20 protein-coding genes are annotated in these 25,459 nt (G+C 69.8%); 12 read left to right on the forward strand and 8 right to left on the reverse strand.

Annotated elements, in window-relative coordinates:
• Positions 1-38: 38 nt before the first annotated feature.
• A complete protein-coding gene (locus tag ACIQM3_RS18770; protein ID WP_104782993.1) occupies positions 39-230 on the reverse strand; it encodes a DUF6381 family protein in 192 nt (63 codons plus the stop codon).
• 206 nt (positions 231-436) lie between these two features.
• Between ACIQM3_RS18770 and ACIQM3_RS18775 the strand changes: the two genes are divergently transcribed.
• Together ACIQM3_RS18775 and ACIQM3_RS18780 are read left to right on the forward strand one after the other, a co-directional pair.
• The gene (locus ACIQM3_RS18775) at positions 437-763 is read left to right on the forward strand and encodes a plasmid stabilization protein (protein WP_401625333.1); all 327 of its coding nucleotides are present in this window, start codon (positions 437-439) and stop codon (positions 761-763) included.
• Between the two features lie 45 nt (positions 764-808).
• Entirely contained in the window at positions 809-1,297 is a 489-nt protein-coding gene (locus ACIQM3_RS18780) for a hypothetical protein (protein WP_401625336.1), read from the forward strand.
• A gap of 54 nt (positions 1,298-1,351) precedes the next feature.
• Here ACIQM3_RS18780 and ACIQM3_RS18785 read toward each other — a convergent pair whose 3' ends face one another.
• On the reverse strand, positions 1,352-1,567 hold the full coding sequence (locus ACIQM3_RS18785; RefSeq protein ID WP_099175818.1) for a dodecin: 216 nt from the start codon (positions 1,565-1,567) through the stop codon (positions 1,352-1,354).
• A gap of 203 nt (positions 1,568-1,770) precedes the next feature.
• On the opposite strand from ACIQM3_RS18785, the gene ACIQM3_RS18790 reads away from it, so the two are divergent.
• From ACIQM3_RS18790 to ACIQM3_RS18800, 3 genes are all read left to right on the forward strand, one after another.
• A complete protein-coding gene (locus ACIQM3_RS18790) occupies positions 1,771-3,024 on the forward strand; it encodes an extracellular solute-binding protein (protein WP_401625339.1) in 1,254 nt (417 codons plus the stop codon).
• Positions 3,025-3,210: 186 nt separating this feature from the next.
• Positions 3,211-4,044, forward strand: a complete 834-nt coding sequence (locus tag ACIQM3_RS18795) for a GNAT family N-acetyltransferase (RefSeq protein WP_401625342.1) — start codon at positions 3,211-3,213, stop codon at positions 4,042-4,044.
• Positions 4,041-4,880, forward strand: a complete 840-nt coding sequence (locus tag ACIQM3_RS18800; protein WP_401625345.1) for a lysophospholipid acyltransferase family protein — start codon at positions 4,041-4,043, stop codon at positions 4,878-4,880. The genes ACIQM3_RS18795 and ACIQM3_RS18800 overlap by 4 nt, the downstream gene beginning before the upstream one ends.
• On the opposite strand, the gene egtD is transcribed toward ACIQM3_RS18800, so the two are convergent.
• From egtD to egtA, 4 genes are read right to left on the reverse strand one after another with little or no spacing between them, the layout of a single operon-like run.
• A complete protein-coding gene (gene egtD, locus ACIQM3_RS18805; protein ID WP_401625348.1) occupies positions 4,823-5,785 on the reverse strand; it encodes an L-histidine N(alpha)-methyltransferase in 963 nt (320 codons plus the stop codon). The two genes, ACIQM3_RS18800 and egtD, sit on opposite strands and share 58 nt — an antisense overlap.
• A complete protein-coding gene (egtC, locus tag ACIQM3_RS18810) occupies positions 5,782-6,537 on the reverse strand; it encodes an ergothioneine biosynthesis protein EgtC (RefSeq protein WP_401625351.1) in 756 nt (251 codons plus the stop codon). The genes egtD and egtC overlap by 4 nt, the downstream gene beginning before the upstream one ends.
• Positions 6,537-7,877, reverse strand: coding sequence for an ergothioneine biosynthesis protein EgtB (gene egtB / locus ACIQM3_RS18815; RefSeq protein WP_401625354.1), 1,341 nt, complete (start codon positions 7,875-7,877; stop codon positions 6,537-6,539). The genes egtC and egtB overlap by 1 nt, the downstream gene beginning before the upstream one ends.
• The gene (egtA, locus tag ACIQM3_RS18820) at positions 7,874-9,172 is read right to left on the reverse strand and encodes an ergothioneine biosynthesis glutamate--cysteine ligase EgtA (RefSeq protein ID WP_401625357.1); all 1,299 of its coding nucleotides are present in this window, start codon (positions 9,170-9,172) and stop codon (positions 7,874-7,876) included. The genes egtB and egtA overlap by 4 nt, the downstream gene beginning before the upstream one ends.
• A 147-nt stretch (positions 9,173-9,319) precedes the next feature.
• On the opposite strand from egtA, the gene ACIQM3_RS18825 reads away from it, so the two are divergent.
• Positions 9,320-10,156: a TIGR02452 family protein gene (locus tag ACIQM3_RS18825; protein ID WP_401625360.1), complete on the forward strand. Its 837-nt coding sequence runs from the start codon at positions 9,320-9,322 to the stop codon at positions 10,154-10,156.
• Here ACIQM3_RS18825 and ACIQM3_RS18830 read toward each other — a convergent pair.
• Positions 10,141-10,608, reverse strand: a complete 468-nt coding sequence (locus tag ACIQM3_RS18830) for a type II toxin-antitoxin system PemK/MazF family toxin (RefSeq protein WP_401625363.1) — start codon at positions 10,606-10,608, stop codon at positions 10,141-10,143. The two genes, ACIQM3_RS18825 and ACIQM3_RS18830, sit on opposite strands and share 16 nt — an antisense overlap.
• Before the next feature lie 71 nt (positions 10,609-10,679).
• On the opposite strand from ACIQM3_RS18830, the gene ACIQM3_RS18835 reads away from it, so the two are divergent.
• From ACIQM3_RS18835 to ACIQM3_RS18845, 3 genes are all read left to right on the forward strand, one after another.
• Positions 10,680-11,801: a glycosyl hydrolase family 18 protein gene (locus tag ACIQM3_RS18835; RefSeq protein WP_401625366.1), complete on the forward strand. Its 1,122-nt coding sequence runs from the start codon at positions 10,680-10,682 to the stop codon at positions 11,799-11,801.
• 63 nt (positions 11,802-11,864) lie between these two features.
• Positions 11,865-12,893, forward strand: coding sequence for a LacI family DNA-binding transcriptional regulator (locus ACIQM3_RS18840; protein WP_401625369.1), 1,029 nt, complete (start codon positions 11,865-11,867; stop codon positions 12,891-12,893).
• Positions 12,894-12,955: 62 nt separating this feature from the next.
• Positions 12,956-13,306 (forward strand): hypothetical protein, encoded by a 351-nt coding sequence (locus tag ACIQM3_RS18845; protein ID WP_401625372.1) that lies wholly within the window; start codon positions 12,956-12,958, stop codon positions 13,304-13,306.
• Positions 13,307-13,382: 76 nt separating this feature from the next.
• Here ACIQM3_RS18845 and trxA read toward each other — a convergent pair whose 3' ends face one another.
• A complete protein-coding gene (gene trxA, locus ACIQM3_RS18850; RefSeq protein ID WP_401625374.1) occupies positions 13,383-13,772 on the reverse strand; it encodes a thioredoxin in 390 nt (129 codons plus the stop codon).
• A 115-nt stretch (positions 13,773-13,887) separates the two neighbouring features.
• On the opposite strand from trxA, the gene ACIQM3_RS18855 reads away from it, so the two are divergent.
• From ACIQM3_RS18855 to ACIQM3_RS18865, 3 genes are all read left to right on the forward strand, one after another.
• The gene (locus ACIQM3_RS18855; protein ID WP_401625377.1) at positions 13,888-15,333 is read left to right on the forward strand and encodes a dihydrolipoyl dehydrogenase family protein; all 1,446 of its coding nucleotides are present in this window, start codon (positions 13,888-13,890) and stop codon (positions 15,331-15,333) included.
• Between the two features lie 488 nt (positions 15,334-15,821).
• Positions 15,822-18,050 (forward strand): hypothetical protein, encoded by a 2,229-nt coding sequence (locus ACIQM3_RS18860; protein WP_401625380.1) that lies wholly within the window; start codon positions 15,822-15,824, stop codon positions 18,048-18,050.
• Between the two features lie 897 nt (positions 18,051-18,947).
• Positions 18,948-24,764, forward strand: coding sequence for a hypothetical protein (locus ACIQM3_RS18865; RefSeq protein ID WP_401625383.1), 5,817 nt, complete (start codon positions 18,948-18,950; stop codon positions 24,762-24,764).
• Positions 24,765-25,459 lie beyond the last annotated feature (695 nt).

The following is a 25,459-nucleotide window of genomic DNA, read 5'->3' on the forward strand; positions in this document are numbered from 1 at the left end:
GTACGCGGACGGACCACCGGCAGCGCGGGGTGCCGGCCCTACACCATGGGGTCCATGCCGCGGTCCGTCATGGAGCTCTCCTGCTCGCTCTGCTCCCGCAGGCGGCGGGCCTTGTCCTGGAGCCGCTGCCGCTGCTCCGGATCGGTGGCACGTTCCGCGGCCTCGTTCAGTTCCTGCGCCTTCGCACGCAGCTGCTTGGCACGGCCGCCGGACTCACCTGCAACGCTCATGATCACTCCTGGATCTCTGGGGGAGCGGACCCCACCAGCGAAGCAGCGCCCGGCCCCGCCTGCATCTCGAGCGGCCACACTCCGCCACGCCCGTGGACCGGCCCCGTGCCCCGTTCGGACCTCTCGCCCAGCAGGCATAGGGGCGACGGTGTGGGGTAGTGGGTGCGGCGGGTCACCACCGTCGTCCGACAGTGAGGAGAGGTGCCATGCCCGCAGGATCCAGCTCCAAGCGCGAACGTCAGTACGAACACATCAAGGAAGGTGCCGAGAAGCGCGGCACATCCACGAAGCGCGCCAAGGAGATCGCGGCGCGCACGGTCAACAAGGAGCGCGCCCGCTCGGGAGAGTCCGAGACCGCGAGCCGGACGTCCCTCAAGGACCCCAAATCCGCCTCCGAGCGCGGTGGGCAGCGCTCCCACAGCGGGGCGCAGGGGCCCACGAAGGACCAGCTGTACGAGGAGGCCAAGAAGCGCAACGTCGAGGGCCGCTCCTCGATGACCAAGGAGCAGCTTCGCAAGGCCCTGGGGCGCTGAGGGGCAGCTGCCGACCGCGCGCGGGCGGCTTCTAAGGTGGGCGTCGTGAGTGACGACACCCGGCCGCTGGCCGTATTCGACCTTGACGGCACGCTCGCCGACAGCGGCCACCGGCAGCACTTCCTCGAGGGTTCGCGGCGCGACTGGGACGGCTTCTTCTCGGCGGCACGCCACGACCCCCCGCTGGAGGAGGGTGTGAGCCTGGTGCTGGCGAGCGCCGAGGAGTGCGAGGTCATCTATCTGACCGGGCGGCCCGAGAAGTGCCGCAGGGACACGCTGGACTGGCTGGAGCGGCAGGGGCTGCCGAAGGGCAGCGTCCATATGCGCGGCAACGCCGACCGGCGGCCGGCCCGCCGTACCAAGCTGGAGATCCTGGAACGGCTGGGCCGGAGACGTGAGGTGCGTGTCCTCGTCGACGACGACGAGCTGGTGTGCGACGCCGCCGAGCGGGCGGGGTTCACGGTCGTACGCGCGCGGTGGGCCGTCGCGCCGCCGTCGATGAAGGACGCGCAGGAGCGCGAAGGGCGTACCTGACCGCGACCGGCCGCGGGGGATGCCCTGTCCGGCCCCGCGTGCGGCCGTACCGGGTCAGGCCTTCTCGTCGAGACGGAAGCCGACTTTGAGCCCCACCTGGTAGTGGGCGATGCGGCCGTCCTCGATATGGCCGCGGACCTGGGTCATCTCGAACCAGTCGAGATTGTGCAACGTTTCGGAGGCTCTTGCGACGCCGTTCCGGATCGCCGCGTCGAGACCCTCCTCGGAGGTTCCTACGATCTCGGTGACCCGGTAGGTGTGATTAGACATCTAATGTCTCCTTTCGTGGTTCCACGGTGCCTCACTCCGGGTCGGAGCGCGAGGCATCCGTCCGGCGATCCGCAGCCGGACGGGGCTTGACCTGCCCATTGGTCCATACCAAACTCCGGTCCATACACCCGTGCGAGCGCCGCCCGCAGTCCCCCCATCCGGGTCCTGTCATTCGTCGCGCCGTTTCGCAGAAGGTGACCCCCGTGAAGAACCGCATACTGGCCGGAGCCGTCGCGCTCGTTTCCTCCGTCGCCCTGAGCGGCTGCGGCTACCTTCCCGGTACGGGCACCGACAGCAGCACCGTGACGGTGTGGCTGATGAAGGGCAGTGCCTCCCAGAGCTTCCTGGACAGCTTCAAGGAGTCGTACGAGGCCGAGCACCCCTCGGTCGAACTGGAGTTCATCCTCCAGGAGTGGGGCGGCATCGGTCCCAAGGTGCTGAAGGCGCTCGAGGGCGACGACGCACCGGACGTCATCGAGGTCGGCAACACCCAGGTCGCCCAGTACGCGGAGAGCGGTGAACTGCGCGATCTCACCCTGGAATCGATGCGTGACCTGGGCGGCGAGGACTGGCTGCCGGGGCTTGCCGAACCTGGCAAGGTCAACGGGGGACAGTACGGAATCCCCTGGTACGCGGCCAACCGCGTCGTGATCTACAACAAGGACCTCTTCGCGCAGGCGGGCATCACCGAACTCCCCAGGACCCGCGTGGAGTGGGTGGACATCAGCGAGCGGCTGAACACGGGTGGACGGCAGGGCATCTACCTCGCCGGACAGAACTGGTACGTGCTCGCCGGCTTCATCTGGGACGAGGGCGGCGAACTGGCGGACGACCGCGGCGGCGACTGGGAGGGCACACTCGACTCACCCGCCGCTCTGCGGGGCATGGACTTCTACAAGACGCTTCAGACGCTCGGCAACGGGCCCAAGGACGCCGACGAACAGACGCCTCCGGAGACCGATGTGTTCGCCGAGGGCGACGTCGCCCAGATCATCTCCGTGCCCGGAAGTGCCGCCCTCATCGAGCAGCGGAACCCCGAACTCAAGGGGAAGCTCGGCTACTTCCCCATCCCCGGCAAGAGCGCGAAGGAGCCGGGCGCTGTCTTCACCGGAGGCTCCGACCTGATCGTGCCCGAAGGTGCCGACCAGCGGAGCGAGGGCATCGAGGTCGTCAAGGCCCTCGCGGGGGAGCAGTGGCAGACGGAGCTCGCCCGGGCCATGAGCTACGTGCCGAACAAGCCCGCTCTGGCGAGGGTCGTCGAAGGCCAGGAAGGGACCTCCGCGATGGCGGAGGGCGCCACCGAGGGCCGCGCCACCCCCAATTCTCCCTACTGGCCCGCCGTCGAGGCGGACAACCCGATCAAGCCGTACATGACGGCCGTGCTGGAGGGCGGCGACCCGGCGGAAGAGGCGAAGAAGGCGTCCGAAAGGATCACGTCCAAGCTGATCACCGGCTGACGAGAACCAGGAGGGGCCGCCCAGGAGGGCGGTCCGCCCGCGAGCCGGGGATTCAGCCGTCGCACATCCCCTCGCTTCGCGGCGGTCATGTCGAATCCAGCCGGTCACGGAAGAAGTAGGGGGCCGGGCCGTCGCACTCCCGCGGCAGCCGCAGGCCGCCCCGCTGATCCGTCCCCGGAGACCGCCATGACCGTGCTGCCGCTCACCTCCCCCGCCTCCGCACCCCTCACTCCCGCCACCCCCGCCGGCGTACCCGCGCCGCGTCCGGCCGCCGCCGGCGCTCCCTCGGGGTACCGGGTCTCCCTGGCCACCGGCCAGGACGACGTACGGGCCGCCCAGCGCCTGCGCCACCTCGTGTTCGCGGGAGAGCTGGGTGCCCGGCTCGACAGCGCCGAACCCGGTCTGGACAGCGACGCCTTCGACGCCTACTGCGACCACCTGCTGGTGCGCGAGGTTGCCACCGGAGAGGTGGTCGCCACCTACCGGCTGCTGCCGCCCGAGGGGGCCAGGCTCGCGGGCGGCCTCTACGCCGAGAGCGAGTTCGACCTGGCCCGCCTCGGCCCGATCCGCGACGACCTCGTCGAGGTGGGGAGGTCCTGCGTCCACCCGGCGCACCGGGACGGTGCCGTCATCGCCCTCATCTGGGCCGGTCTCGCCCGCTACATGGAGCGCACCGGCCACACCTGGCTGGCCGGCTGCTGTTCCGTACCCCTCGCCGACGGAGGGGCACTGGCCGCCAGGAGCTGGGACACCGTACGGACCCACCACCTGGCTCCCGAGGAGTACTGGGTCACCCCCCACCGCCTCTGGGACACCACGGGTCACCCCGGCGGCGGCGCGGGCGGCCGTTCCGGACTGCCCCCGCTGCTGCGCGGCTATCTGCGCCTCGGCGCCTGGGTCTGCGGAGCTCCCGCCCACGACCCGGACTTCAACGTCGCGGACCTCTACGTCCTGCTCTCGATGCGCCGTACCGACCCGCGCTACCTGCGGCACTTCCTCTCGCTGGCCCCGCTGCGATGAGTGCCTGGCTGCCCGTCGCGCCCTGCACCCCGCGCGACTGCGCACACCACGAGGGCGCCATACGTCCGCCCGCGCGCGCCGTCGCCCTGCTGACCGCCGGATGCGCTCTCACCCTGCTGGGCGTGCTCTGCGTGCCCGCGGTGCTGCTCCTGGGACCGGCGCACCGCGACCTGCTGATCCGCCGGTGGGCCTACGTGGTGGTGCGGGCCTTCGGCGTACGCGTACGGGTCACCGGGCACCCGGTGGGACCGGCCCGGCCGCCGGCGGGCGAGCTCGTGGTCGCCAATCACGTCTCGTGGCTGGACATCCCGCTGGTGGCCGCCGTGCTTCCCGCCCGGATGGTCGCGAAGAGCGAGATACGGAACTGGCCGCTGCTCGGACCGCTCGCCGCGCTCGGCGGCACCCTGTTCATCGAGCGGGACCGGCTGCGGGCCCTCCCGCACGCCGTGCGGGCCGTCACCGGGGCGCTGGCCTCCGGCTCACGGGTCGCGGTGTTCCCGCAGGGCAGCACCTGGTGCGGCCGGAGCGGCGGCGGCCGGTTCCGGCCCGCCGCCTTCCAGGCGGCGATCGACGCCGGCGCCGCCGTCCGCCCCGTCCGCATCAGCTACCGCACGGCGACGACGAACGCGGCGGGAGCCGCCGCGTTCGTCGGGGACGACCCGCTCGTCGCATCGCTGTGGCGTGTGGTGACGGCCGCGGGGCTCACCGCCGAGATCCGGATCCTGCCGCCGCTCCGCGCGGACGGTGGACCCGGCCGGCGGGCACTGGCGCGGGCGGCTCAGTCCGCCGTGGCCAGCGACAGCGCGAACCTGCCCGCGGAGTCCGTCCACCACTGATCCAGCCGCAGACCCGCAGCGGCCAGCTCGTCGCGCACCTTCTCCTCCCGGAACTTCGCCGAGATCTCCGTACGCAGCTCCTCGCCCTCCTCGAACTGCACCACGAGGTCCAGCTCCCGGATCTTGACCGTCAGCGCTCGCCGGGCGCGCAGCCGCATCTCGATCCACTCGCGGTCCGGGTCCCAGAGGGCCACATGGGTGAAGTCGTCGGGCGGGAAGTCCGCTCCCAGCTCACGGTTCACCACAGCCAGCACGTTCTTGTTGAACGCGGCGGTCACCCCGGCCGCGTCGTCGTACGCCGTGACGAGGGTCGCCTCGTCCTTGACCAGGTCCGTACCGAGCAGCAGCCCGTCCCCGGGAGCGAGCCGCGCCCGTACGGACCGGAGGAACTCCGCGCGCTCCTCCGGGAGCAGATTGCCCAGCGTCCCGCCGAGGAACACCACCAACCGGGGGCCGGGGCTCTCCGGCAGCTCCAGGTCATGCGTGAAGTCGGCGACGAGCGCGTGCACGGACAGCCCGGGACGTTCGGCCAGCAGCGCCTCGGCCGCGCCCGCGAGTGCGCTCTCACTGACATCGACCGGAACGTACGTGTGCAGCGCCGGCAGCGCGTCCAGCAGGTGCCGTGTCTTCTCCGAGGAGCCCGATCCCAGCTCGATCAGGGTCCGTGCCCCGGACGCCTCGGCGATCTCCCCGGCACGGGCGATCAGGATCTCCCCCTCCGCACGCGTCGGGTAGTACTCGTCCAGCCGGGTGATCTCCTCGAACAGGTCACTGCCGCGCGCGTCGTAGAACCACTTGGGCGGCAGCGTCTTCGGGTGCCGTGTCAGACCGCTCAGCACGTCGGCGCGCAGCGCCGCGTCCGTCGCGTCCGCAGGCAGGGTGCGGGTCAGCAGGAAGGGACTCACGCGGTGGGCTCCTTGAGCGGGGTCAGAAGGACATCGGTGCGCGTCGCGGCCAGCAGGGTGCGGTCCGGGACCTCGCGCCAGTACGGATCGTCGTCGTACGGCTCGGAGGCCACCACCGTGCGGCGGCCCGGTTCGTGGAGACACCAGAGGGAGTCGCCCCAGGTGGTCGCCACGATGGTCGAACCGTCGGTGAGCAGCAGATTGAGGCGTGAACCCGGGGCGGCCGCGCCGACATCGCGGACCGTGTCGGCGACCGCCTGGGCTATCTCGTCACCCTGCGCCGCCCGGTGGAGCACCAGGGCCCAGATCAGCGCCGAGTCGCTCCGCGCCGCAAGGGCGAGCAGCCTCTCGGGTGGCAGGCCCCCCGCCAGCGGAGCCAGGGAGCCCGGCCAGCCCCGCACCGCACCGTTGTGGCTGAACAGCAGGCGTCCCTCGGCGAAGGGAGCCGCGGCGGCCTCCCCGTCCGCTCCGGCGAACGTCGCGTCACGGACCGCGGCGAGCAGCGCCGTGGTGCGCACCACGCGGGCCAGATCGGCGAAGGTCTCGTCGCCCCAGACGGGCCCGGTGCGGCGGTAGCGGCCGGGCACGGGATCCCCCTCCGCGTACCACCCGACCCCGAACCCGTCGGCGTTGACCGTGCCGTACCGCTGACGGCGTGGTTCCCAGGACTGGCGCACGAGCCCGTGAGCGGGGGAGACGAGCACCTCTCCCAGCGCCACAGGCGGCCCCAGGTAAGCGATATGACGGCACATCAGGCATCCCTCGCAGTGCGGAAGCCGGAGAAGATCTGGCGCCGGACAGGGAGGTCCCAGTTGCGGAACGTGCCCCGGCACGCCACCGGGTCCACGGCGAACGAACCGCCGCGCAGCACCTTGTGTCCGGGGCCGAAGAACACCTCCGAGTACTCGCGGTACGGGAACGCGACGAAGCCGGGGTAGGGCAGGAAGTCGCTCGACGTCCACTCCCACACATCCCCGATCAGCTGGCCCGCGCCCGACGGGGACCGGCCGGCCGCGTAGGCACCGGCGGCGGCGGGCCGCAGATGGCGCTGGCCCAGATTGGCCCGCTCCGGTGTCGGGTCCTCGTCGCCCCAGGGGTAGCGCAGCGAACGCCCCGAGACGGGGTCGTGCCGGGCGGCCTTCTCCCACTCCGGCTCGGTCGGCAGGCGACGGCCCGCCCAGCGGGCGTACGCGTCCGCCTCGTACCAGCTGACATGGAGCACCGGCTCGTCCGCCCGCACGGGCTCGGTCACGCCGAAGCGCCGGCGCAGCCACTGGCCGGCGTCCCGGTGCCAGAACAGAGGCGCGGTCAGGTCGTGTTCGCGGACCATCGCCCAGCCATCGGACGCCCACCAGCGCTCGTCGGTGTAGCCGCCGTCCTCGATGAAGCGCTGATACGCGCCGCAGCTGACCGGCGCGGTGTCGATGTGGAAGGCGGCCACTTCGCGCCGGTGCGCCGGGCGTTCGTTGTCCAGCGCCCAGGGCTCGGTGGACGTCCCCATCGTGAAGGGGCCCCCGGGGACCAGGACCTCGGACGGCAGAGCGACGGCCCCGGCGGGTTCCGGAGGCTCCGGCGCGTCGAGCACCGCCGGTCCCGAGCGGAGCTGATGGGTGATCAGCATCGTCTCGTCGTGCTGCTGTTCGTGCTGGGCGACCATGCCGAAGGCGAATCCCGCCTGCTCCAGCGGGCGTCCCCCGCCGTGCAGCGGAGCACCGCCGAGGATGTCCAGGGCCCTGCCCCGCACGTCCGCGGCGTACGTCCGTGCCTCCGCCGGTGCCAGCAGGGGCAGGGAGGGCCGGCTGGCCCTGGAGTGCTCGAACGCGTCGTACAGCCCGTCGATCTCGGGGCGCATCGCCTCACGGCCGCCGACGGCCCGCAGCAGCCACAGCTCCTCCTGGTTCCCGATGTGCGCCAGGTCCCAGACCAGCGGCGACATCAAGGGGGAGTGCTGCGCGGTGAGCTCGTGGTCGTCGACGCTGTCGGTGAGGAGAGCGGTGCGCTCGCGGGCTGTGAGGAGCGCCGCCAGGGCTCGCTCGCGCAGCGACTCCGCGTCGAATTCCTGGCCGGTGTGCGGAGCAGAGGTGTCAGTCATCGGACCAAGCCCTTTCCGTGCGGCGCCTGTGCCGGGTCGGGAAAATCGTCGGCCGGACATCGGCCGCGGGCCACATAGCGGTCATGGAAGGCGGCGACCGTCCCGAGGACGTGGTCACTCGCCCCGATCCTGGGCAACGCCTCCAGCGCCGCCGTGAAGCAGGCGGCGGCCGCCACCGCCAGCTCCGGATCCCTCAGCCCGTCGCGGGCGGCGGCTGTCCAGAGCGGGTTGCGGGGCGCGGCCTGCAGGCCCGCGGTCTCGGCCAGAGGTTTCACGGTGCGGTACACGGTCTCTGCTGCCTCCGGGTCGTCGAAGAGAGCGGTGGTGACGGCCAGGGGCACGAGCCAGCCGTCCGTGCCGGACTGCGCGTCGATCATGCGCAGCTCCAGGTGCCCGCGCGGGCGCACCGGCGGGAACAGCGTGGTGAGGTGATAGTCGAGATCGGCCCGCACCGGCGGCCTCGGCCCACCGCCGCGGATCCAGTCACGGAACGTCAGACCGTCCGGCACGGCCCAGGGGCCGTCGTCGCTCCGGACACACATCACCGGTGTGGCGAGCACATGCTCGGCCCAGGCGTCCCGGGGCGCGAGACGGCTCTGCGGCGCGAGCGTCCTGGCCGGATCGAGGCCGGCCCACAGCGCCTGCCGGGTCGACTGCCAGCCGGTGCGCCGGCCCTCCCGGAACGGCGAATTGGCGAAGGCCGCGACCAGCACCGCGCCCAGCAGGTTCCCGAGCTGCCAGCGCCGCCCGTAACCCAGTGGGCCCGGCTCCTCCTCACCGGCGTCCAGACAGACCTGTACGGATGCCGAGGTGCACATCATGGCGCGGCCCTCGGAACCCGACCGGTCGAGCGCCGCTTCCATGGCGTCGTACCGCGGCTCCTGCAGCAGACGGCGCGGCGGATGCCTCGGGTCCACGCCCATGCCGGCCAAGGTCAGCCCGGCCCGGCCGAGGGTGTCGCGTACGGAGACCAGATCAGCGGCCGTGGCGTCGACGCAGGCCATAAGGGAGCCCGCCGGCTGGGAGCTGAGCTCCAGCTGACCGCCGGGTTCGAAGGTCAGGGCAGCGTCCAGCGGAGTGGCGCGCACGGCATCGGCCGCGGCGCGGAGGCGGTCGTGGGAGACGGCGACCTCGGGATGTTCACGGTCGTGAATGAGCCATTCCAGCTCCACACCGACCGTCCGGGGCGGTCCCGTCTTGAAACATATGCCGCGGAGCAGATCCTCCGCTTCTTCCTCGCCGAGCGGCGCCGCGCCGACGGGCGGGCCGTGCTGGCCGAGAGTGTCCGGGGGCATGCTGGGCCTCCTCTTCGGGTGCTTGCTTCCCACCCAAACCCTTACCGGGAGTTCGCACAAGGGTGCCCCTGGGCGACGGAAAACCGGTTGCGTCCATGCCGCCACGGCCCCCAGCATGCCCCGTATGCACCACACGGGGGCGTGCCCATGAGCGCACGACTGCGCGGCATCGCGCGAGAGACCGAGTCCATCGTCCTGGCCGGCCGGTACCGCACGCCCGAGGGGCGCGAGGTGATGATCGAGCGTGCCCTGGCCGCCGCGCTCTCCGGCACCCGGCTGTACGGGCCCGAGCCCGTCCACGTGGCCGCCCTGGACACCGACCGCACCCCGGTCGTCGAGGTGACCGGCGAGACGAGCCTGCAGGCGGCACGCCGGATGGCGGACGAGTCGGCGGCCAAGGTGGTGGTGCTGAACTACGCCTCCGCCCGCAACCCCGGCGGCGGCTATCTGAACGGCGCACAGGCCCAGGAGGAGTCCTTGTGCCGGGGCTCCGCGCTCCACGCCACGCTGCTGCGGGCACCCGAGTTCTACGCGCACCACCGCGCCGAACGCAGCGCCTTCTACACCGACAGGGTCATCCACTCACCCGGAGTGCCGGTCTTCCGCGACGACCGGGGAAGGCTCCTGGAAATTCCGTACTCCGCCGGATTCCTCACCTCGCCCGCGCCCAACGCCGGAGTGATCCGCAGCAAGGACCCTGACCTGGTCCCTCGCATACCCGCCGCGCTGGCGAGCCGCGCCGAACGCGTGCTCGAGGTCGCCGCCGTCCGGGGGTACCGGCGGCTGGTCCTGGGCGCGTGGGGCTGCGGCGTCTTCATGAACGACCCGGCCGAGGTGGCCGCCGCGTTCCGTGCCCTGCTCACCGCCGGCGGAAGGTTCGCCGGTCACTTCGAGCAGATCGTCTTCGGCGTCCCGGACCGCGATCCCGACTCCGCCGTCCGGGCGGCCTTCACCCGTGCGTTCGGCGCTCAGCTCCAGCCGTAGCGCTCCCGCAGCCGCCCCACGACGAGGTCGTACCTCCCCCGGTCCAGCTCACAGGCCTCGCGCCGCATCCCGTCCTCGTGCACCCGCAGGACGCGGTCCAGGTCCACCCAGGACGGCCGTCCCGAGCTGTCCCACGGCCCCGCTCCCAGGGAGACCCACTCGTGGTCCCCGGCGTGCTGCTTGCTGGACAGCTGCACGGCGAGAAGCGTCCCGCGCTCCTCCCGGGCCACGACGAGAACCGGCCGGTCCTTGCCGCGCCCGTCGTTCTCCTCGAACGGCACCCAGGTCCAGACGATCTCGCCGGGATCGGGATCACCGTCGCGATCGGGGGCGTACGAGGTGCGGACGGGCCCCGCATCGCGTGGCTCGGCCTCCGTGGTGGCGGCCGGACCGCTGCGGCCGGGGAAGTCGGTCGTGCTGTCGCTGCTGTGGTTGGTGTGCTGGAACGTCATCGCAACACCGTAGAACCTGTACGGCCCAGTCCGTGGAGCGGGTCGGCGAAAAGGGCCCCAGGCTCGACCTCATGATCACCCCCTACGTCGTCCGGCTGTCCCGCGCCGTCACGGTCGCCGGACTCCTCGCAGCCACCCTGCTGCCCACGGCTTCTGGCGCCGCGTCAGCCCCGCTTCCGGAGCCGCCCCCGGCACCTGCCACCACGTCAGGCCCCTCGGTCCGGCCCTCCGCACCCGCACCGAGGACCGTGTCGGCGTGGCTGCCCTACTGGGACCAGGAAGGCGCCTACCAGGACGCACTGCGCCACGCCGGCCAGCTGCACACCGTCAGCCCGTTCTGGTACGAAGCCGTCTCGGCCGGCCGGATCGACCCGCACCCCGGTGCGGGCGAGCGCCGCATCATCGACGGGCTGCACCGGGCCGGGACGAAGGTCGTCCCCACGGTCATGGAGACGATGAAGTCCGGTGCCCTGGCGGCGGTCCTCACCAGCCCCGCCCGGCGCACCGAGCACGTCGACGCGCTGATGCGCACCGTCGCCACCCGCGACTACGACGGCCTCGACCTCGACTACGAATCCATCGCCGCCACCGGCGACGCCACCTACGCCTCGGTACGCGACGGGTTCACCGCCCTGGCCACCGACCTCTGCCGGCGCCTGCACACCCTGGGCAAGCAGTGCGTGATGACGGTCTTCCCGAAGACCGCCACGACCGGCCGAATCTGGGACTACGCGGCCCTCGGGCGTGTCGCCGACCGGATCCGCATCATGGGCTACAACCTGCACTGGTCGGGCGGTGACCCCGGGCCGCTCGCGGACACCCGCTGGTACGACGACATCCTGACCCGCGCCACCGCCGTCGTGCCGCCCGCGAAGCTGGAGATGGGCCTTCCCGCGTACGGCTGGGACTGGCCCGCGGACAGCGCGAGCACGGCCGCCACCAAGCACGTCACCTGGAAGGAGGCGGAGGCGCTGCGCGCCGGGCAGGGCGCCTCCTACCGGTTCGACGAGGTCTCGGGCACCCCGTACTTCACCTACCGCGACGGCAGTGAGTCCCGCGAGGTCTGGTACCAGGACGCGCGGGGGATCGCCGCCCACCTGCCGGTGCTGCGCAAGCACGGCGTGACCAACACCGCCCTGTGGGCGCTCAACTTCGAGGACCCGAAGATCTGGCCGGTACTCGCCGGCGGCTGACGACCCGTTACGGAGCCCCGGCCCACCGGCGGGCCGGGGCGGTCTGGAAGACTGCCGGACGCCATGAGCCAGTTATCCGAGCAGCCCGCGGGCGTCTCCGTACCGACCAGCGCCGACGTGGCGCGGCTCGCAGGAGTCTCCCGGGCCACCGTGTCCTACGTACTGAACAACAACACGACCGTGCGGATCAGCGAACCCACCCGGCGGCGGGTCAGGGAAGCCGCCGTCGATCTCGGCTACGTCCCGCACGCGGCGGCGCGGAGCCTTCGGGCCGGACACACCGGCATGGTGCTGCTGCCCGCCACCCAGGCCTCGGCGGGCCCCCTGTACCAGCGGTTCTTCACCGGGCTCGAGTCCGGTCTGCGCCGCCTCGACTACATCGTCGTGCAGTACGGCAGCGTCGGACTGGACGCCGACGAGGCGGCCAGGGCGTGGGCGGAGCTCCGCCCCGTCGCCGTCGTCTCGCCCGGGGGCATCGCCCTCACCCCGTACGGCATAGGAGTGCTCAACCGCTCGGGTGCCAAGGCCGTGATCACCCTGGGCCCGCAACCGGTCGAGGGCGCGCACGCCCTCGTCATGGACCAGCGTGAGGTCGGCGGCTGCGCGGTCCGGCATCTGCTCTCGCGCGGACGGCGCAGGATCGGGGTGGTCATGCCCCAGGAGCCCGGCCTCGCCCTGTACGCCGGCCCCCGCCTGGCCGGAGCGGTCCGCGCCGTGGAGGAGTCGGACGTGGACGCCCGCATCCAGCCACTGCCCCTGCGGTACGTGGAGGAGTCGGCCGAGGACCTCGCCGCCCGTTGGCGCACGCTCGGGCTGGACGCCGTGTTCGCCTACAACGACGAATACGCCATGCTGCTGATGAGAGCGCTCCAGGACGCCGGTGTCGACGTACCCGCGGAGACGGCCGTGATCGGTGCCGACGACCTGATGCTCGGCAGGCTCCTGCGGCCCCGGCTCAGCAGCGTCACCATGGAACTGGCCACCGCGCAGCCACCGGCCGAGATGATCGACCGCCTGGTGCGGAACCCGGGCGGCACGCCCGAGCGCCACTATCTGCTGCGGGCCGCGGCGGTGACACGGGAATCCAGCTGACCGGCCCGGCCGGGCGGCGTTGCGACATGCGCGGGTGCCCGGGGATGTCTAGCGTCGACGGCATGAGCCATCCGCAGAACTACGAGATCCTGCTGTTCCCGGAACCGGAGGAGCCCGTCACCGGGGCACCCGCGCCCGGCACCGCCATCCGTTCCGCGGTCGTGGCGGCCACCGGCGAAACCGGGACATCCGGCTATCCACGCTATGCCGGGGGCGGCATGGAGGCGGACATCGACCCCGCCTCGCACACGGTGGAAGCCCTGCTGGTGGACGGCGCGGAGCTGGACTACGGGCTCACGGCCAGGATCGCCGAGCGCAACCTCGGTACGGAGGAGGCGGAGGCGGGGCAGGCCGGTACGGGAGAAGCCGAGTCTGGGCGGTCCGGCGCGGAGCAGGCCCGGACGGACAGCTGAACCCCACCGGCGCCCCATGACGAAGGCCCGGCCATCCGGCCGGGCCCTCATCACGTCTGCCGCACATCACCAGGGACTACTGCTGCTCCTGCTGTGCTTGCTGCGCCTGCTTCTGCTCCTCGACGGACTTGCGCACCTCGTCCATGTCCAGATTGCGCGCCTGGCCGATGACGTCCTCCAGCGCCGACTCCGGGAGCGCCCCGGGCTGAGAGAAGACCGCCACGTTGTCACGGACGATCATCAGCGTGGGAATGGACTGGATCTCGAAGGCAGCCGCCAGCTCCTGCTGCGCCTCCGTGTCGACCTTGGCGAAGACCAGGTCGGGGTGGCGCTCGGACGCCGAGTCGTAGACCGGGGCGAACTGCCGGCACGGACCGCACCAGGAAGCCCAGAAGTCGATCAGCAGGAATTCGTTGTCGCTCACGACCTGATCGAAGTTTTCCTTGGTGAGCTCTACGGTGCTCATACTCTCTTACCTCTTCCTGGGACCGTTCGGACCTGTCCGGCACAACGGTGATGTCACTTGCGCTATTCCGCCTGCCCATGTGGCCGCCGCGCACACCCACGAGGACACTGTTCGCATGACTGTTGATGAGGGTGCACGGAACAGCGAATACGACGTCGTGGTCATCGGGGCCGGCCCGGTGGGGGAGAACGTGGCGGACCGCGCCAGAGCGGCCGGACTGAGTACCGCGGTGATCGAGTCCGAGCTGATCGGCGGTGAGTGCTCGTACTGGGCGTGCATGCCCAGCAAGGCACTGCTGCGCCCGGTCGTCGCACGAGCCGACGCGCGCCGTGTACCAGGGCTGAGCGGCGCGGTGCGGGGGCCGCTCGACGCGGACGCCGTCCTCGCCCACCGTGACGAGCAGACCTCGCACTGGAAGGACGACGGGCAGGTCGCCTGGCTGGACAGCGTCGGCGCAGACATCTACCGGGGCATGGGCCGGCTGACGGGGGTACGGCAGGTGTCCGTCACGGCCGCCGACGGGTCCGAGCAGCACCTGACCGCGCGGCACGCCGTCGCCGTCTGCACCGGAAGCCGGGCCGTCGTGCCCGCCCTCCCCGGCATCGCGGACGTCCGGCCGTGGACCAGCCGCGAGGCGACCAGCGCCAAGGAGGTCCCGGGCCGGCTCGTCGTCGTGGGCGGGGGAGTGGTCGGAGTGGAGATGGCCACCGTCTGGCAGGGGCTCGGCGCCGAGGTGACCATGCTGATCCGCGGCAAGCGCCTGCTCCCCAAGATGGAGCCCTTCGCGGGCGAGCTGGTCGCCGAAGCGCTGACCGACGCAGGCGCGCGGATCCTGACCGGCGTCTCCGCCAAGGAGGTACGCAGGGCGGGTCACGACGGCCCGGTCACCGTCGAGCTCGACAACGGGGAGCGGCTGGAGACCGACGAGATCCTCTTCGCCACCGGGCGTGCCCCGCGCACCGACGACCTCGGCCTCGACACCGTGGGCCTCCGGCCCGGTTCGTGGCTCACCGTCGACGACAGCTGCCTCGTGGAGGGCAGCGACTGGCTGTACGCCGTCGGAGACGTCAACCACCGCGCGCTCCTCACCCACCAGGGGAAGTACCAGGCCCGCATCGCGGGAGCCGCGATCGCGGCCCGCGCGCAGGAGACCCCTCTGCTGGAGACGGACCGCTGGGGCGCGCACGCGGCCACCGCAGACCACGCGGCCGTCCCCCAGGTCGTGTTCACGGACCCGGAGGCGGCGTCGGTCGGTCTCACGCTCGCCGAGGCGGAAGAGGCGGGCCACCGGGTCCGCGCCGTCGACTACGACCTGGCCTCGGTCGCCGGTTCCGGCCTGTACGCGCAGGGGTACAAGGGCCGGGCCAGGATGATCGTCGACCTGGACCGCGAGATCCTGCTCGGCGTCACCTTCGTCGGACCGGGTATCGGTGAACTCCTGCACTCGGCGACCGTCGCCGTCGCAGGCGAGGTGCCGATCGAGCGGCTGTGGCACGCGGTGCCCGCCTATCCGACGATCAGCGAGGTGTGGCTGCGGCTGCTGGAGGCTTTCAGGGGGTAGGAACCGCCGTTAAGTACACACAATGAGAGACTCCTGGATGCGTTGTGGGACTTCAATTCCATCGCAGATTCCAGCGCGGTCGCGGCTGTGCCTAATCTGATGTGTCGTCAGGTATCCTTACGGCAGGTCAAGTTCTGTCCAAAGTGGCGAGCATCGGTGGGGCCCGATGGTAGGTCACGCTGAGCGTAGACCGCTGGGCCCCGCTGACCAGAGGTCCCTGAAGGGATCGAACGCTGTGCCCTGCCGCTATGAGTGGCTGATGGCTACTGACCTGTGCTACTGCGAGGGAGGCAGTCGGTGGTGGCCTTTGGTGAGGAAGTGGCCGCTGTGTGCTCGGGCAAAGTGTTGAATGTGCCACAGGGCTGCCAGCAGTGGGCATATGCTTCGTAATCACCGCAGACGAGCCGGGGCGGGCTCGTGGTGGGGGTGGAGGTGCAATGGGTGGGGACCCGCATGAGCCGACTGCGGACAGTCAGCGTGGAGTGGATGTGCCCGACCCGTATGGGGAACGGGCGCTGCTGACGCCCGCCATGACGGTAGGGCACGACTCGGTGCCCGAGCACGAGCGGGAGCGGCTGCGAAGTTACCTTGAGGCTGTCGTGGCGGCCCGTCTGGCGCCTGTGCACGCTGCGGTTGCCTTCAACGCTGCGTATTTCGGGTACGACCTCGGCGGCGAGGGGTACGGCGCAAGCCCGCTGCGCCCCGAGGACTTTCCTGTGGTCACCCTCGGTGAGTGTGCCCCGGTGCTGCCGGTCGGTGCGATGGTGTGTGTGACCTCAGGGTCGGATCCGCTTTTCGCGGAGATCGTCTACCGGGAGGGCGCCCACCCTGAGGCGAGTGCGCACGGTGACGTGCCCGCGTGGGTGTCGGGAGCGCCCGCGGGGGCCAAAGGGCCGGGCGAACCGGGGGAAGGGGGCGCGCCGAGACGCAGGGAACTGCTGGTACCCGACCTCGATGCCTTTGGGCCAGCCCTGCGTCTCTCGCCAACCCAGCTCCACCGCCTGCGTACCCGTCAGCGATGGATCAACGCGGACGGACATTTGGTGGTCGACGTCTGCTACCCCTCCCAGGAGGCTGCCCAGCGCGACGAACTGGCCGCGTACGCTGAGCATTTGCTGAGCACAGCCCGGGACCAGCTACTCAGCCCCTTCGTGCCCGTCTCCCTCGCCGAACTGGTCGGCGGGACGCGTGACGAGGATCTGTGGGCAGGACTGGCCGGCATCTTCGACACCATCCGGGGTGTCCTCGACTCCAGCGAACTGCTGCGTACATGGGGCCAGTACGCCATGACCAGAACCTCCCTGGCCGAGTGGTGGCAGGACACTGGCCCGCTGGGCGGCGACGACCTCAGATCCCTGGCGGCGACGTTGGAGCACGCGGCCGTGCCGGTGAAACGGCGTTACATGCACACTTCCGCGCACCCCGTATACACCGCTGTCGGCCCGAAGCTGCGCGCCTTCCCCGGGGCGGCGGATCTGCTCACCGGAACTGGATACGCTGCCGCGGTGTGCCGGGCGAACGTGGCGCTTGCCGATGTCATCCAACGGGACAGCGAACAGGGCCTGTTTGCGAGTGGATCCCAGATCACCCTTGACGACGCCTTCGAGAGCGGAGGCGTCTGGCGGTCCCTCCACTCTGGGGCTCCAGAGCCTTCGGGGGACCCCCTCAGGCCGGCCGGGCGCGGCTGGGCCTCGACCCTCCCCTCGGAGGCTGAGCCCGGCATGGACCTGGAGCCGGTCGATCTGCCGCTCGCTGATGATATTTCTCTCGGCTCGGGTGAGCTTCTGCGCAGCGACGGCACCGATGTCGTCTGGTCGGCGCCCCTGCGACTGGCCCACCTCAGCGACGGCTGGTTCCCCCTGCCCTCAGAGGCCGTAGACGACCTCTGCTGGTCCCAGGACCGGTGCCCGACTCTGCGTCTGGAACTGAGCCATCCGGGGCAGACGGTGAACGAGAAAGAGGCGAAACAGGACGTCGCTGTCGGCCTCGAGCAGGAGGCGCCACGGCTGACCGGGATCCTCTGGCCGCTCGACTTCTTCCCCGGGCTGCTGATCGAGGTCCACCGCAGTCTCGGCGGCGATACGATCCGCATGACCACCAGGCTCCTTCGCGAGCGGGTACTGATCGGCGACCGTGAGACCGGCCATCGCTACGACCCGCGTGTGCTTACCCGCGAAGACGTCCCGGGAAGCGACCGCTACGGAGACAGTGCGGCCGGACTCGGCCCTCGACAGTTGGTGATGCGCACCGTGCGGCGCTGTGGCTTGCTCACTCCGGACGGACACGCCCTCATGGACCGCGTGTCACTGCCGACGGCCGCGTACGGGCAGCTTCCGGTCGGCGCGGATACCGCCTCCCTCGAGTCGGCCGTTGTGGAACTGCTCGAGGAGCGGGTGCTGGAACCAGCCCTCGGTAGCCGGGATGCCTTGGGGCAACCCCACCACCCGGCGTGCGATGGACAGCCGGTCATCGCGCTGATCGGCTACCGACCGCTGGAACGACGAGTGATACGCCCCTGGGGCGGTGCGGAAGAGGGCGGTGCGCTACTCGGCGTCCAGTTCGTTCCCGGTCATCTGCGCCGCCTGCGCCCGGGGTGCTCTCCTAGCGAGGTCCAGCGCCTGGCCTTTCGCGACTATTGCCGCCGTCTCGGCAAGGCGGACGGTTGGGAACTGCCATACGGCTACACATTCGTTACCGAACACACGCGCGGACATTGAAAGGTCCGCGCGTTCGCGGTCGACCCCCGAGATCCACACCGGTTGTGCGACCTCTGGCTGTCCCCGAGCCTGCCCCTCAGACACCACACCTGCCATGGCGGGCCCGTATCTGTCAGATCAGCCGAGCCCGGCCCGCACACCGTTCAAAGCACGAGCAAACGGATTACCCCCGTATGGCAGATCGCTACCACGTTGTCATGGGGCCACCGTTGTCCCCGCAAGGCGTCCCCGCCGAGACCGAGATGACGCCGCAGTACGTCCATGTCGCAGTCCCAGAGGAACGGGCCGTCGTCGCCAAAGTGGAGCGGTTCGTCCAGCAGATTCGGCGCGAGCTTCGGCACGGTCGCCGACTTGCTCCGGCGCACGACGGAGCTGCGTATGTGGGTCGACACCGGTCAACGTCTTTTCCTCGACGACGGATTCCCGCGGCAGGGCCACCGGCTCAGTGCCGCGCGCTGTTCGGTCCCGGCCCCATCCCGCCCCGGCTGGTGTGGACGATGATCCACACCTGTGAGGATCTGGTCACTCAAGGGCTGCTGGAACGCGAAGAAGTCACAGGTGAATCGGATCTGTTCACTTGGTGGCCCACCGATGAGAGGTCCGCAAGGGGAAAGCTCCCGATCACGCCTGAACACCAAGCGCTGCGAAATCATGTAAAAGCACACTACGTGCCGCCTGGTCTCCGTAAGCTTCCCCCGGGGCAGCAGCCAAGCGGTGACGCGCGGACCGGTCATGCGAGGTGGCGCGTCCAATTGCTCGGCCCCGGAGCCGAAGCGCCCTCCCTGACGGCTACACCTTTGTCTGCGGCCACCGCCGTGGCACCGAACAACTTTTTTCCTGCCACGAAAAAAACTTGACGGGATGCACTTGAGGCCCACCACTATGACGCGAAACGCAGTGACCAAGATTCAACTGCCGGACCCACCAGCAGGTTTGGCCCGGGAACTCAGCCAGGCCATCGAGCGTCTCGGCAATCCGACGGGGGACGTGCTCGACGCCCTCGACGCCACCGTCCTGCTCCGGTTGCTGCAGCGCGTCCGCAGTCGGGATCGCATCGGGATGCTGCAGACGCTCCGAGTGCCCTCCGCCAGGCTCAGTCCGAGAGCGGCTGAACAGTGTCTGGCGACACTGCGCAAACGCAACCCCGAGATTCAGCAGCGCGCCGCGGGCACGATTTCCCACCCCACACTCACCGCACTCGTGGGTGTCGTCGACGACTATGAGCGACGTGGCGACGATCATAAACTTGATGCAGCCGTCGCAGCATTCTCCGAGTCCCGTCCGGAACTGATGCTGGCGGCCCTCTCGTCACCCCTCTTCGGCCCCGGCTACACGGCACTCCTGCGCCACGCTCTGCAGCGGTTCCCCATGCCGGCGTGGCCGAAGGACGACGTCCAGAAGGTCATCGACGCCTGCTCTGCTCTGGAAGGCACCTGGCGTCCCCTCTTGCCGCATGCGCATGATGCTCCCGGCATGGAGACCGCCGAGGGCACCGGTCCCGCGGCCGGACCATGGTCCGAGGGGCGGACACCGGAGCCTGCCGACTGGGAACGCCGGGCCGAGGACCTGGATGCGCTGCTCGCCTCCGCGCGGTCCGCCGCGCACCGCGTCACCACGCATCTATCCGAGGAACGAGCACCCGCCCAGGACGATATCGACACGCTCACGGCTCTGCGCACGGCCGCCTTGGCCTTGCACGAAGATCTCAGAACCAGGGCCTCCGTGCTCCCGTCACCAGACCCGGCCAATGTTCGCGCACTGTCCACTGCGGCGAACACGGTTGCGGTTGAGCAGTCCGAGCGGGCCCGCCACCGGGTGGCGATGCTACGCGTGGCCCAACTCCAGGGTCCCCCGGGCAGCACACCACTGGAGGCCGTCCGGGAACAGGCAATCCGTCTGCTCGACGCACCTGCGGACGAAACGGAGTACCTCCGGCTCCTCGTCGAACTGGCCGACGCCAACGCCAGCGACGACGACGCCACCGTCGATGATCTCCACGCTCGTCTGAAGGAAGCGTCTCAGGACATCAGCAGCGTCGCCACACTGATCCTGCGGGGGAAGGTCACCGCGTCAACATCCCCTTCAGGTGACACCCCGGAGCCGACGGTAAGCGCACCGACTCCGCAAACGGCCCGTCCTCCCGCGACGCTGGCACCCGACCCCGACACCGTCGGCGCTGCTGACAGACCAGCTGTGACCGTGACGGCTCCACAGGCTGAGGTGGTCGCTCCTACTTCCGTTCCCGCCCCGACCGCGACCGTGCCCCCGATACCCGGGACAGTGGCGGACAGCGAGGAGACGGCGGTTCCCGCACCGCCCGCGACTCAACTCGATCCACCGGAGCCCGCTCCCCTCTTCACTGAACTGATCAGGCGTTTGATCTCCTCGGGTGAACTCGCGTTGGCGGGTCACGCGGCCCGCGCCGCCGGCCGTTCACCTCTCCAGCAGGCACTGGCAACGCTTCACTTGTCCCACTGCGTCCGTTCCGAGACCGGGCCGTGCGCCAGTGCCGTACGCGAACGGATCGAGGGGGAAAGCGGCCAACCGAGCGGAACCGGCCAGGACGAGCGCATGCTGTTGCTCGCGGCCGCCCTGCGAGCGGCTCTCCTCACCGCTGACCCCAACGCCGGTGAGTTGGTCAACGCCCTCTCCGACACGTGCGCCGGGATGACGCACTTCCAGCAGCTATGCCGTGCGGTGGGCACTGCCTCCGCACGCGGCCAGCTCACCGCGGTCGGTGGTCTCAACGTGCTGGAAAGCGTCACTGAGGCTGACGCTGAAGTCAGCCGGGCCTCCGAAGACGCCCGTCTGCACCTCGCGGCACCACGGAGCCTCCACTTTCCCCGTGCGGAGAAGATCGTCCGTGAGTGGTGGAACCCCGATGGCCTGATCGGGTCGCTGGTTGTCGCGGCGGCTGACGACAGACGTGACTGTGCCGATCAGGTGGCCGCCCAGATGCGCAAGCTCACCCAGCCTGCGCTGAGCAAGGAACTCAAGGCCATCGACTACGAATTCCGCAAGGAGATCAAGGGCGCCGTACTGCAGGGCGCCGCCCGTCGCCGCATCCTTGAGTACGCGACAGAGTCGCTCGACATTGTCAACACTTGGCTTCTGGCTACCCGTGCCGTAGCCCGCGGGCCCGTGCTGAACAGTGTTCTCACCAACCTGCGCCGCGACGTCCGAGCTCAGGCCGAGGACGCCTACACCGAGCTGCGCGCACATGCCGACATGGCCTCCCAGCCACTCAGCGCGACGATCACCGAGACGGTTCTGGACAGTGTCCGGACCACGATCCGACTACTGGACGGCGCCACACTGCCCGGAACCGAACCGGCGCCGGACCAGGCTCTACACGCTGATCTGCTGCGTTGCCCCGAGTTGCCGTTGACACGAACCTTGAAGCCGGCCCGTACGGTGACTCTTGATGACATCGAGAGCGCTTGGACCCGTTCGTGGGCGGAGGCGGCACGCGGACAGGCGATGGCTGGCAATTTCGCCGCGGCCCGGGTCGCGGTGGAGGCGGTCGAAGGGGAGTCCGATGAAGACGACAACTCCCTTCGGGACGACATCGAGCAGGCCCGGGGGCGTGCGCTGACCGCGGCACGTGTGGCGATCGACCAGGTCCGGGGCGAGGTGGCGACCGCTACTCGACAGGGCCGCCTTCCCGAACCGGGGCGCTCGGACATCACTACACGGGTCGAAGCCGCTGAAGCCGATCTGGCGGGTGACGACTTCAGCGGCGTCCACCGGCAGCTCGACGAGATCGTCAAGAGCATGCCCGAGCTGGCCGACCGGGCCACGGCGGATCTCATGCAACGAGCCAGGGGCGAGATCAACAACAACCGGGTGGGCGTCGTCCCGGACGACGTGATGACGAAGATCACGCAGCTGGTCGGGGCAGGGGATCTGGCAACGGCGGAGGATTACCTGCTCACCGCGCTCACCGGGGAGCACCCGCCCACCTCGGCGCCCGAAAATGACCTCGAACATTTCTTCCCCTCGGGGCCCGACAGCCTTACCGAGGGCATCACTCCGGAACTCGTCGAGGCCGTCGGGACCGGCGGCACGCACTCTGGCCTGGCCTTCTCCCAACTACGCACCCGTGAGCGGAACACCACCGCCGAGACCCTCCGTTCCTGGGCCCAGCTTCTCAGAAACTGGCGCACGCAGAAGAACAACAACCACCCGCTCCGCGGCGTACTACGCATCGCGGGCATCGAGTACGGCGGTGAACGCTCGGTCGGCTCGTACGCCCCCAATCGCAAGTGGTTCGAGCTGACCGATGTCCAGTTGCTGGGCGGGTGCCGACTCCCCGCCTTCGGTTCCGAGGCGGGTGGCCGACTGCGCGTGCTCTTGACCCCCGATGTGTCGGATGTGACAACGCTGACTGCATGGGTGGACCAGGACACCAGTACGCAGCCCGTCCTCGTCGTCGTCCTGGGGACGCTGTCCGCCACCGCCCGGCGTGAACTCGCCCTGCAGACAGCCAAGCAGCCTATGAGGCCCTTGCTGTGTCTGGATGCGGCAGCCTTGGCCTACCTGGCGTCCAAGGCCAGCAACCGGTTCACCACCACGGAGCGTGTCCTCGCGCCGTTCGCCGCCACCAACCCGTACCGTCCTGACGCTAACGAGTCCGTCCCCAGCGAGATGTTCTACGGACGTCAGCAAGAGCTCAACGACATCACATCCACGACGGGCGCCCAACTGCTCTACGGGGGACGCCAGCTTGGCAAGTCGGCACTTTTGCGCGCCGCCGCACGCCGGTTCGAGACTACGCCGGGGCACGTCGCTCTCTACATCCCGCTGCCCACCACCCTCGGCCTCGGTCAGAAGACGGACGAGCTGTGGGACATGATCAGCCGGGAACTCGATCGCAAGGACATTGTGCCGTCGCAGCAGGCCCGGCGCGGGACAGCGCAACAGCGCGTCACCGCCGCCATCACCAGCTGGCTCGACGACGATTCCACCCGGCGTCTCCTCGTGCTGTTCGACGAGTGCGACATCTTCTTCGACGCCGAAGCCCAGGAGAACTTTCCCCAGACGACCCGCCTGCGTGAACTCATGAGCACTACCGACCGCAGGTTCAAGCCCGTCTTCGCCGGCCTCCACCAGGTGCAGCGGTTCTCCGGGCTGCCCAATCAGCCCCTTTACGACGCCCACTTCGGCAAGCCCGTGGTGATCGGACCGCTGGCACCCGCACCGGCATTCCGGCTCGTCAGGCAGCCCCTCGAAGCGCTGGGAGTGCGGATTCCCGACGAGCTCGTCCACCGGGTCCTCGCCTACTGCAACTACCATCCCAAATTGCTCCAGCTCGTAGGACAGGCACTCGTGCGGGCGGCCCTCGATACTCGTGTTGCCACACCGCCCGCCCCGGGCACTCCGCCGTGGCACATTGACAACGCCGTTCTGGAACGCGTCATCGGATCACAGGACCTCACTGACCGTACGCGCAACACCATCAACCTGACCCTCGAACTGGACCCCCGCTACAAGCTCATCGCGCTCGTCGTGGCACTCGAAGCCCACTTGGATGGCGTCGACCGCCGGATCACCACTAGGGTGTTGAGCAAGGCGTGTGACGACTGGTGGCCGGAGGGATTCATCGGGCAGGGCCCCGACGAGTTCCGCGCACTGCTGGAGGAGATGACCGGTCTGGGTATCCTTGCCGGCGATCCGCAGGGCTGGAGATTGCGCTCGTCGAATGTTCTCCGTCTCCTAGGAAACCAGAGTGCCATCGAGGAGGCGTTGGAGAACCACGACACCTCGAAGCCGCTGACCAAGCTGACTGCGGCACAGGCACGGCGCCCCATCGCCGATGTCGACCACGATGCAGCGCCCGGGCGCGTCAGCCCTCTCACCGAGCAGCAGCTCGCCCGTCTCACGAACCCGGGGAACGAGTTGCGGATCGTCATCGGAAGCGCCGCCACCAGCCTGGACGCCGTCTTTGCCGTCCTGGAGGACCAGCAGCGCAGGGCCCCTTCCAAGCTGGACACCATCGTCTCGTCCTCATCACCGTCCCACTACAAGGAGCTGCTCAGGACGGGTAAGCCGGGCCCCCTGCATCGCATCGTGGTGTGGAAGCTCAGCCATTTCAACGATGTCGAGAAGATCAGGGTGAGGCTCCGGCAGGTAGCCACGATCCAGCCGCCCCGGGGAGTCACCCGGACCGTCGTGGTACTCGCTGACGCCAGCAATCAGCAGCATCGTGACCTTGCCGTTGAGTTCGATCCCGACAACGTCCTGATCCCCTTGCGCCGGGTGACTCCCGAAGGAATCAGCAGCTGGGCAACTGAAGTGGAGGCGCTCGTGCCCTTTACCCAGACGGAAGCCCGCAACCGGCTCATGGACGCCACCGGGGGGTGGCCGATGCTTCTCGACGTCGCTCTTACACAGGCGCGTCAGGGCCGCCCCGTTCTTACGATCTGCGAGAATATCCGCAAGGAGGTCGAGTCTGGGGCACTCGGCACCGAGTTCCTGGACGGCCTGGGGCTCGCGACGTTCCCCGAAATGCACGCGCTCCTGACCGTGATGGTCGCCCTCGATGAGCCCCTGCCGTGGGATGACCTGGTGGAGTTCCTCCAGGATGATCATCCCGAGCCCCGAAAGGCTCTGGAAGAGCTGCGCATGCTTGACGTCCTCGTCCAGGACGAGAAGCAGCTCTACCTTCTGGAGCCGACCGTTCACCGGGCTTGGCCGCCTCGACCTCACGGTTGATGCGGGCGTCTGGGCCTCCTCGACGCCGAGACCCAAAACGAGGTCAGCCGCAAGGACATCAGCGAGACTAAGTTCCTCGAAAACGTCTTCTCGCTGACGGTCAAACAGGATGAGGCCCAGCTTAGGCTCATAGCCGACGACGGCAGCAACAGCTTCGACAGCGTCCACCACGGCGCCATGGCGTTCGCCGAAGGCTGTTACTCCGGCACCCGCATCCCTTGCCAAGCTCCCCGAACTGCGCGAGTGCGAGGTCCTCGAACAGCTCGCAGCCTTCGGCATCCTGGCTCGGTGGGGCCGACACAGCCGATGTCGAGAGCGCCTCACCCGCGACGGCCCGCTGCGGAACGCGTGGCGAGCCGTCGCGTATGTAAAGGCAGTGTTCAGGTCCGGGTGAAACGACGGCGCCAGGCGAGGGCGACGCAGATGAGACCGATGAAGGACAGGGAATTCGATTCGTGCGCGACCGCATCGAAGTCCGCTCCGCCAGCTCCACCCCCGGCGAATGAGATCAACCCCGCTGCCGTCCGGGCGATGGCCGAAGTCGGCGTCGACATCTCCGCGCGGTGGAGGAGGGCAATCCACGGGGCGGAGTCCTCTGCGAGCGACTGGGCCATCCAGCCCACGGGGTCGCCGACCGGACGACTGGAACGTCCAGACGCCGGACGGATCACTGCGTAGAGAGCGGAGTATTCGCC

The sequence above is a fragment of the Streptomyces sp. NPDC091271 genome (genome assembly GCF_044757505.1).
GTDB lineage: Bacteria > Actinomycetota > Actinomycetes > Streptomycetales > Streptomycetaceae > Streptomyces.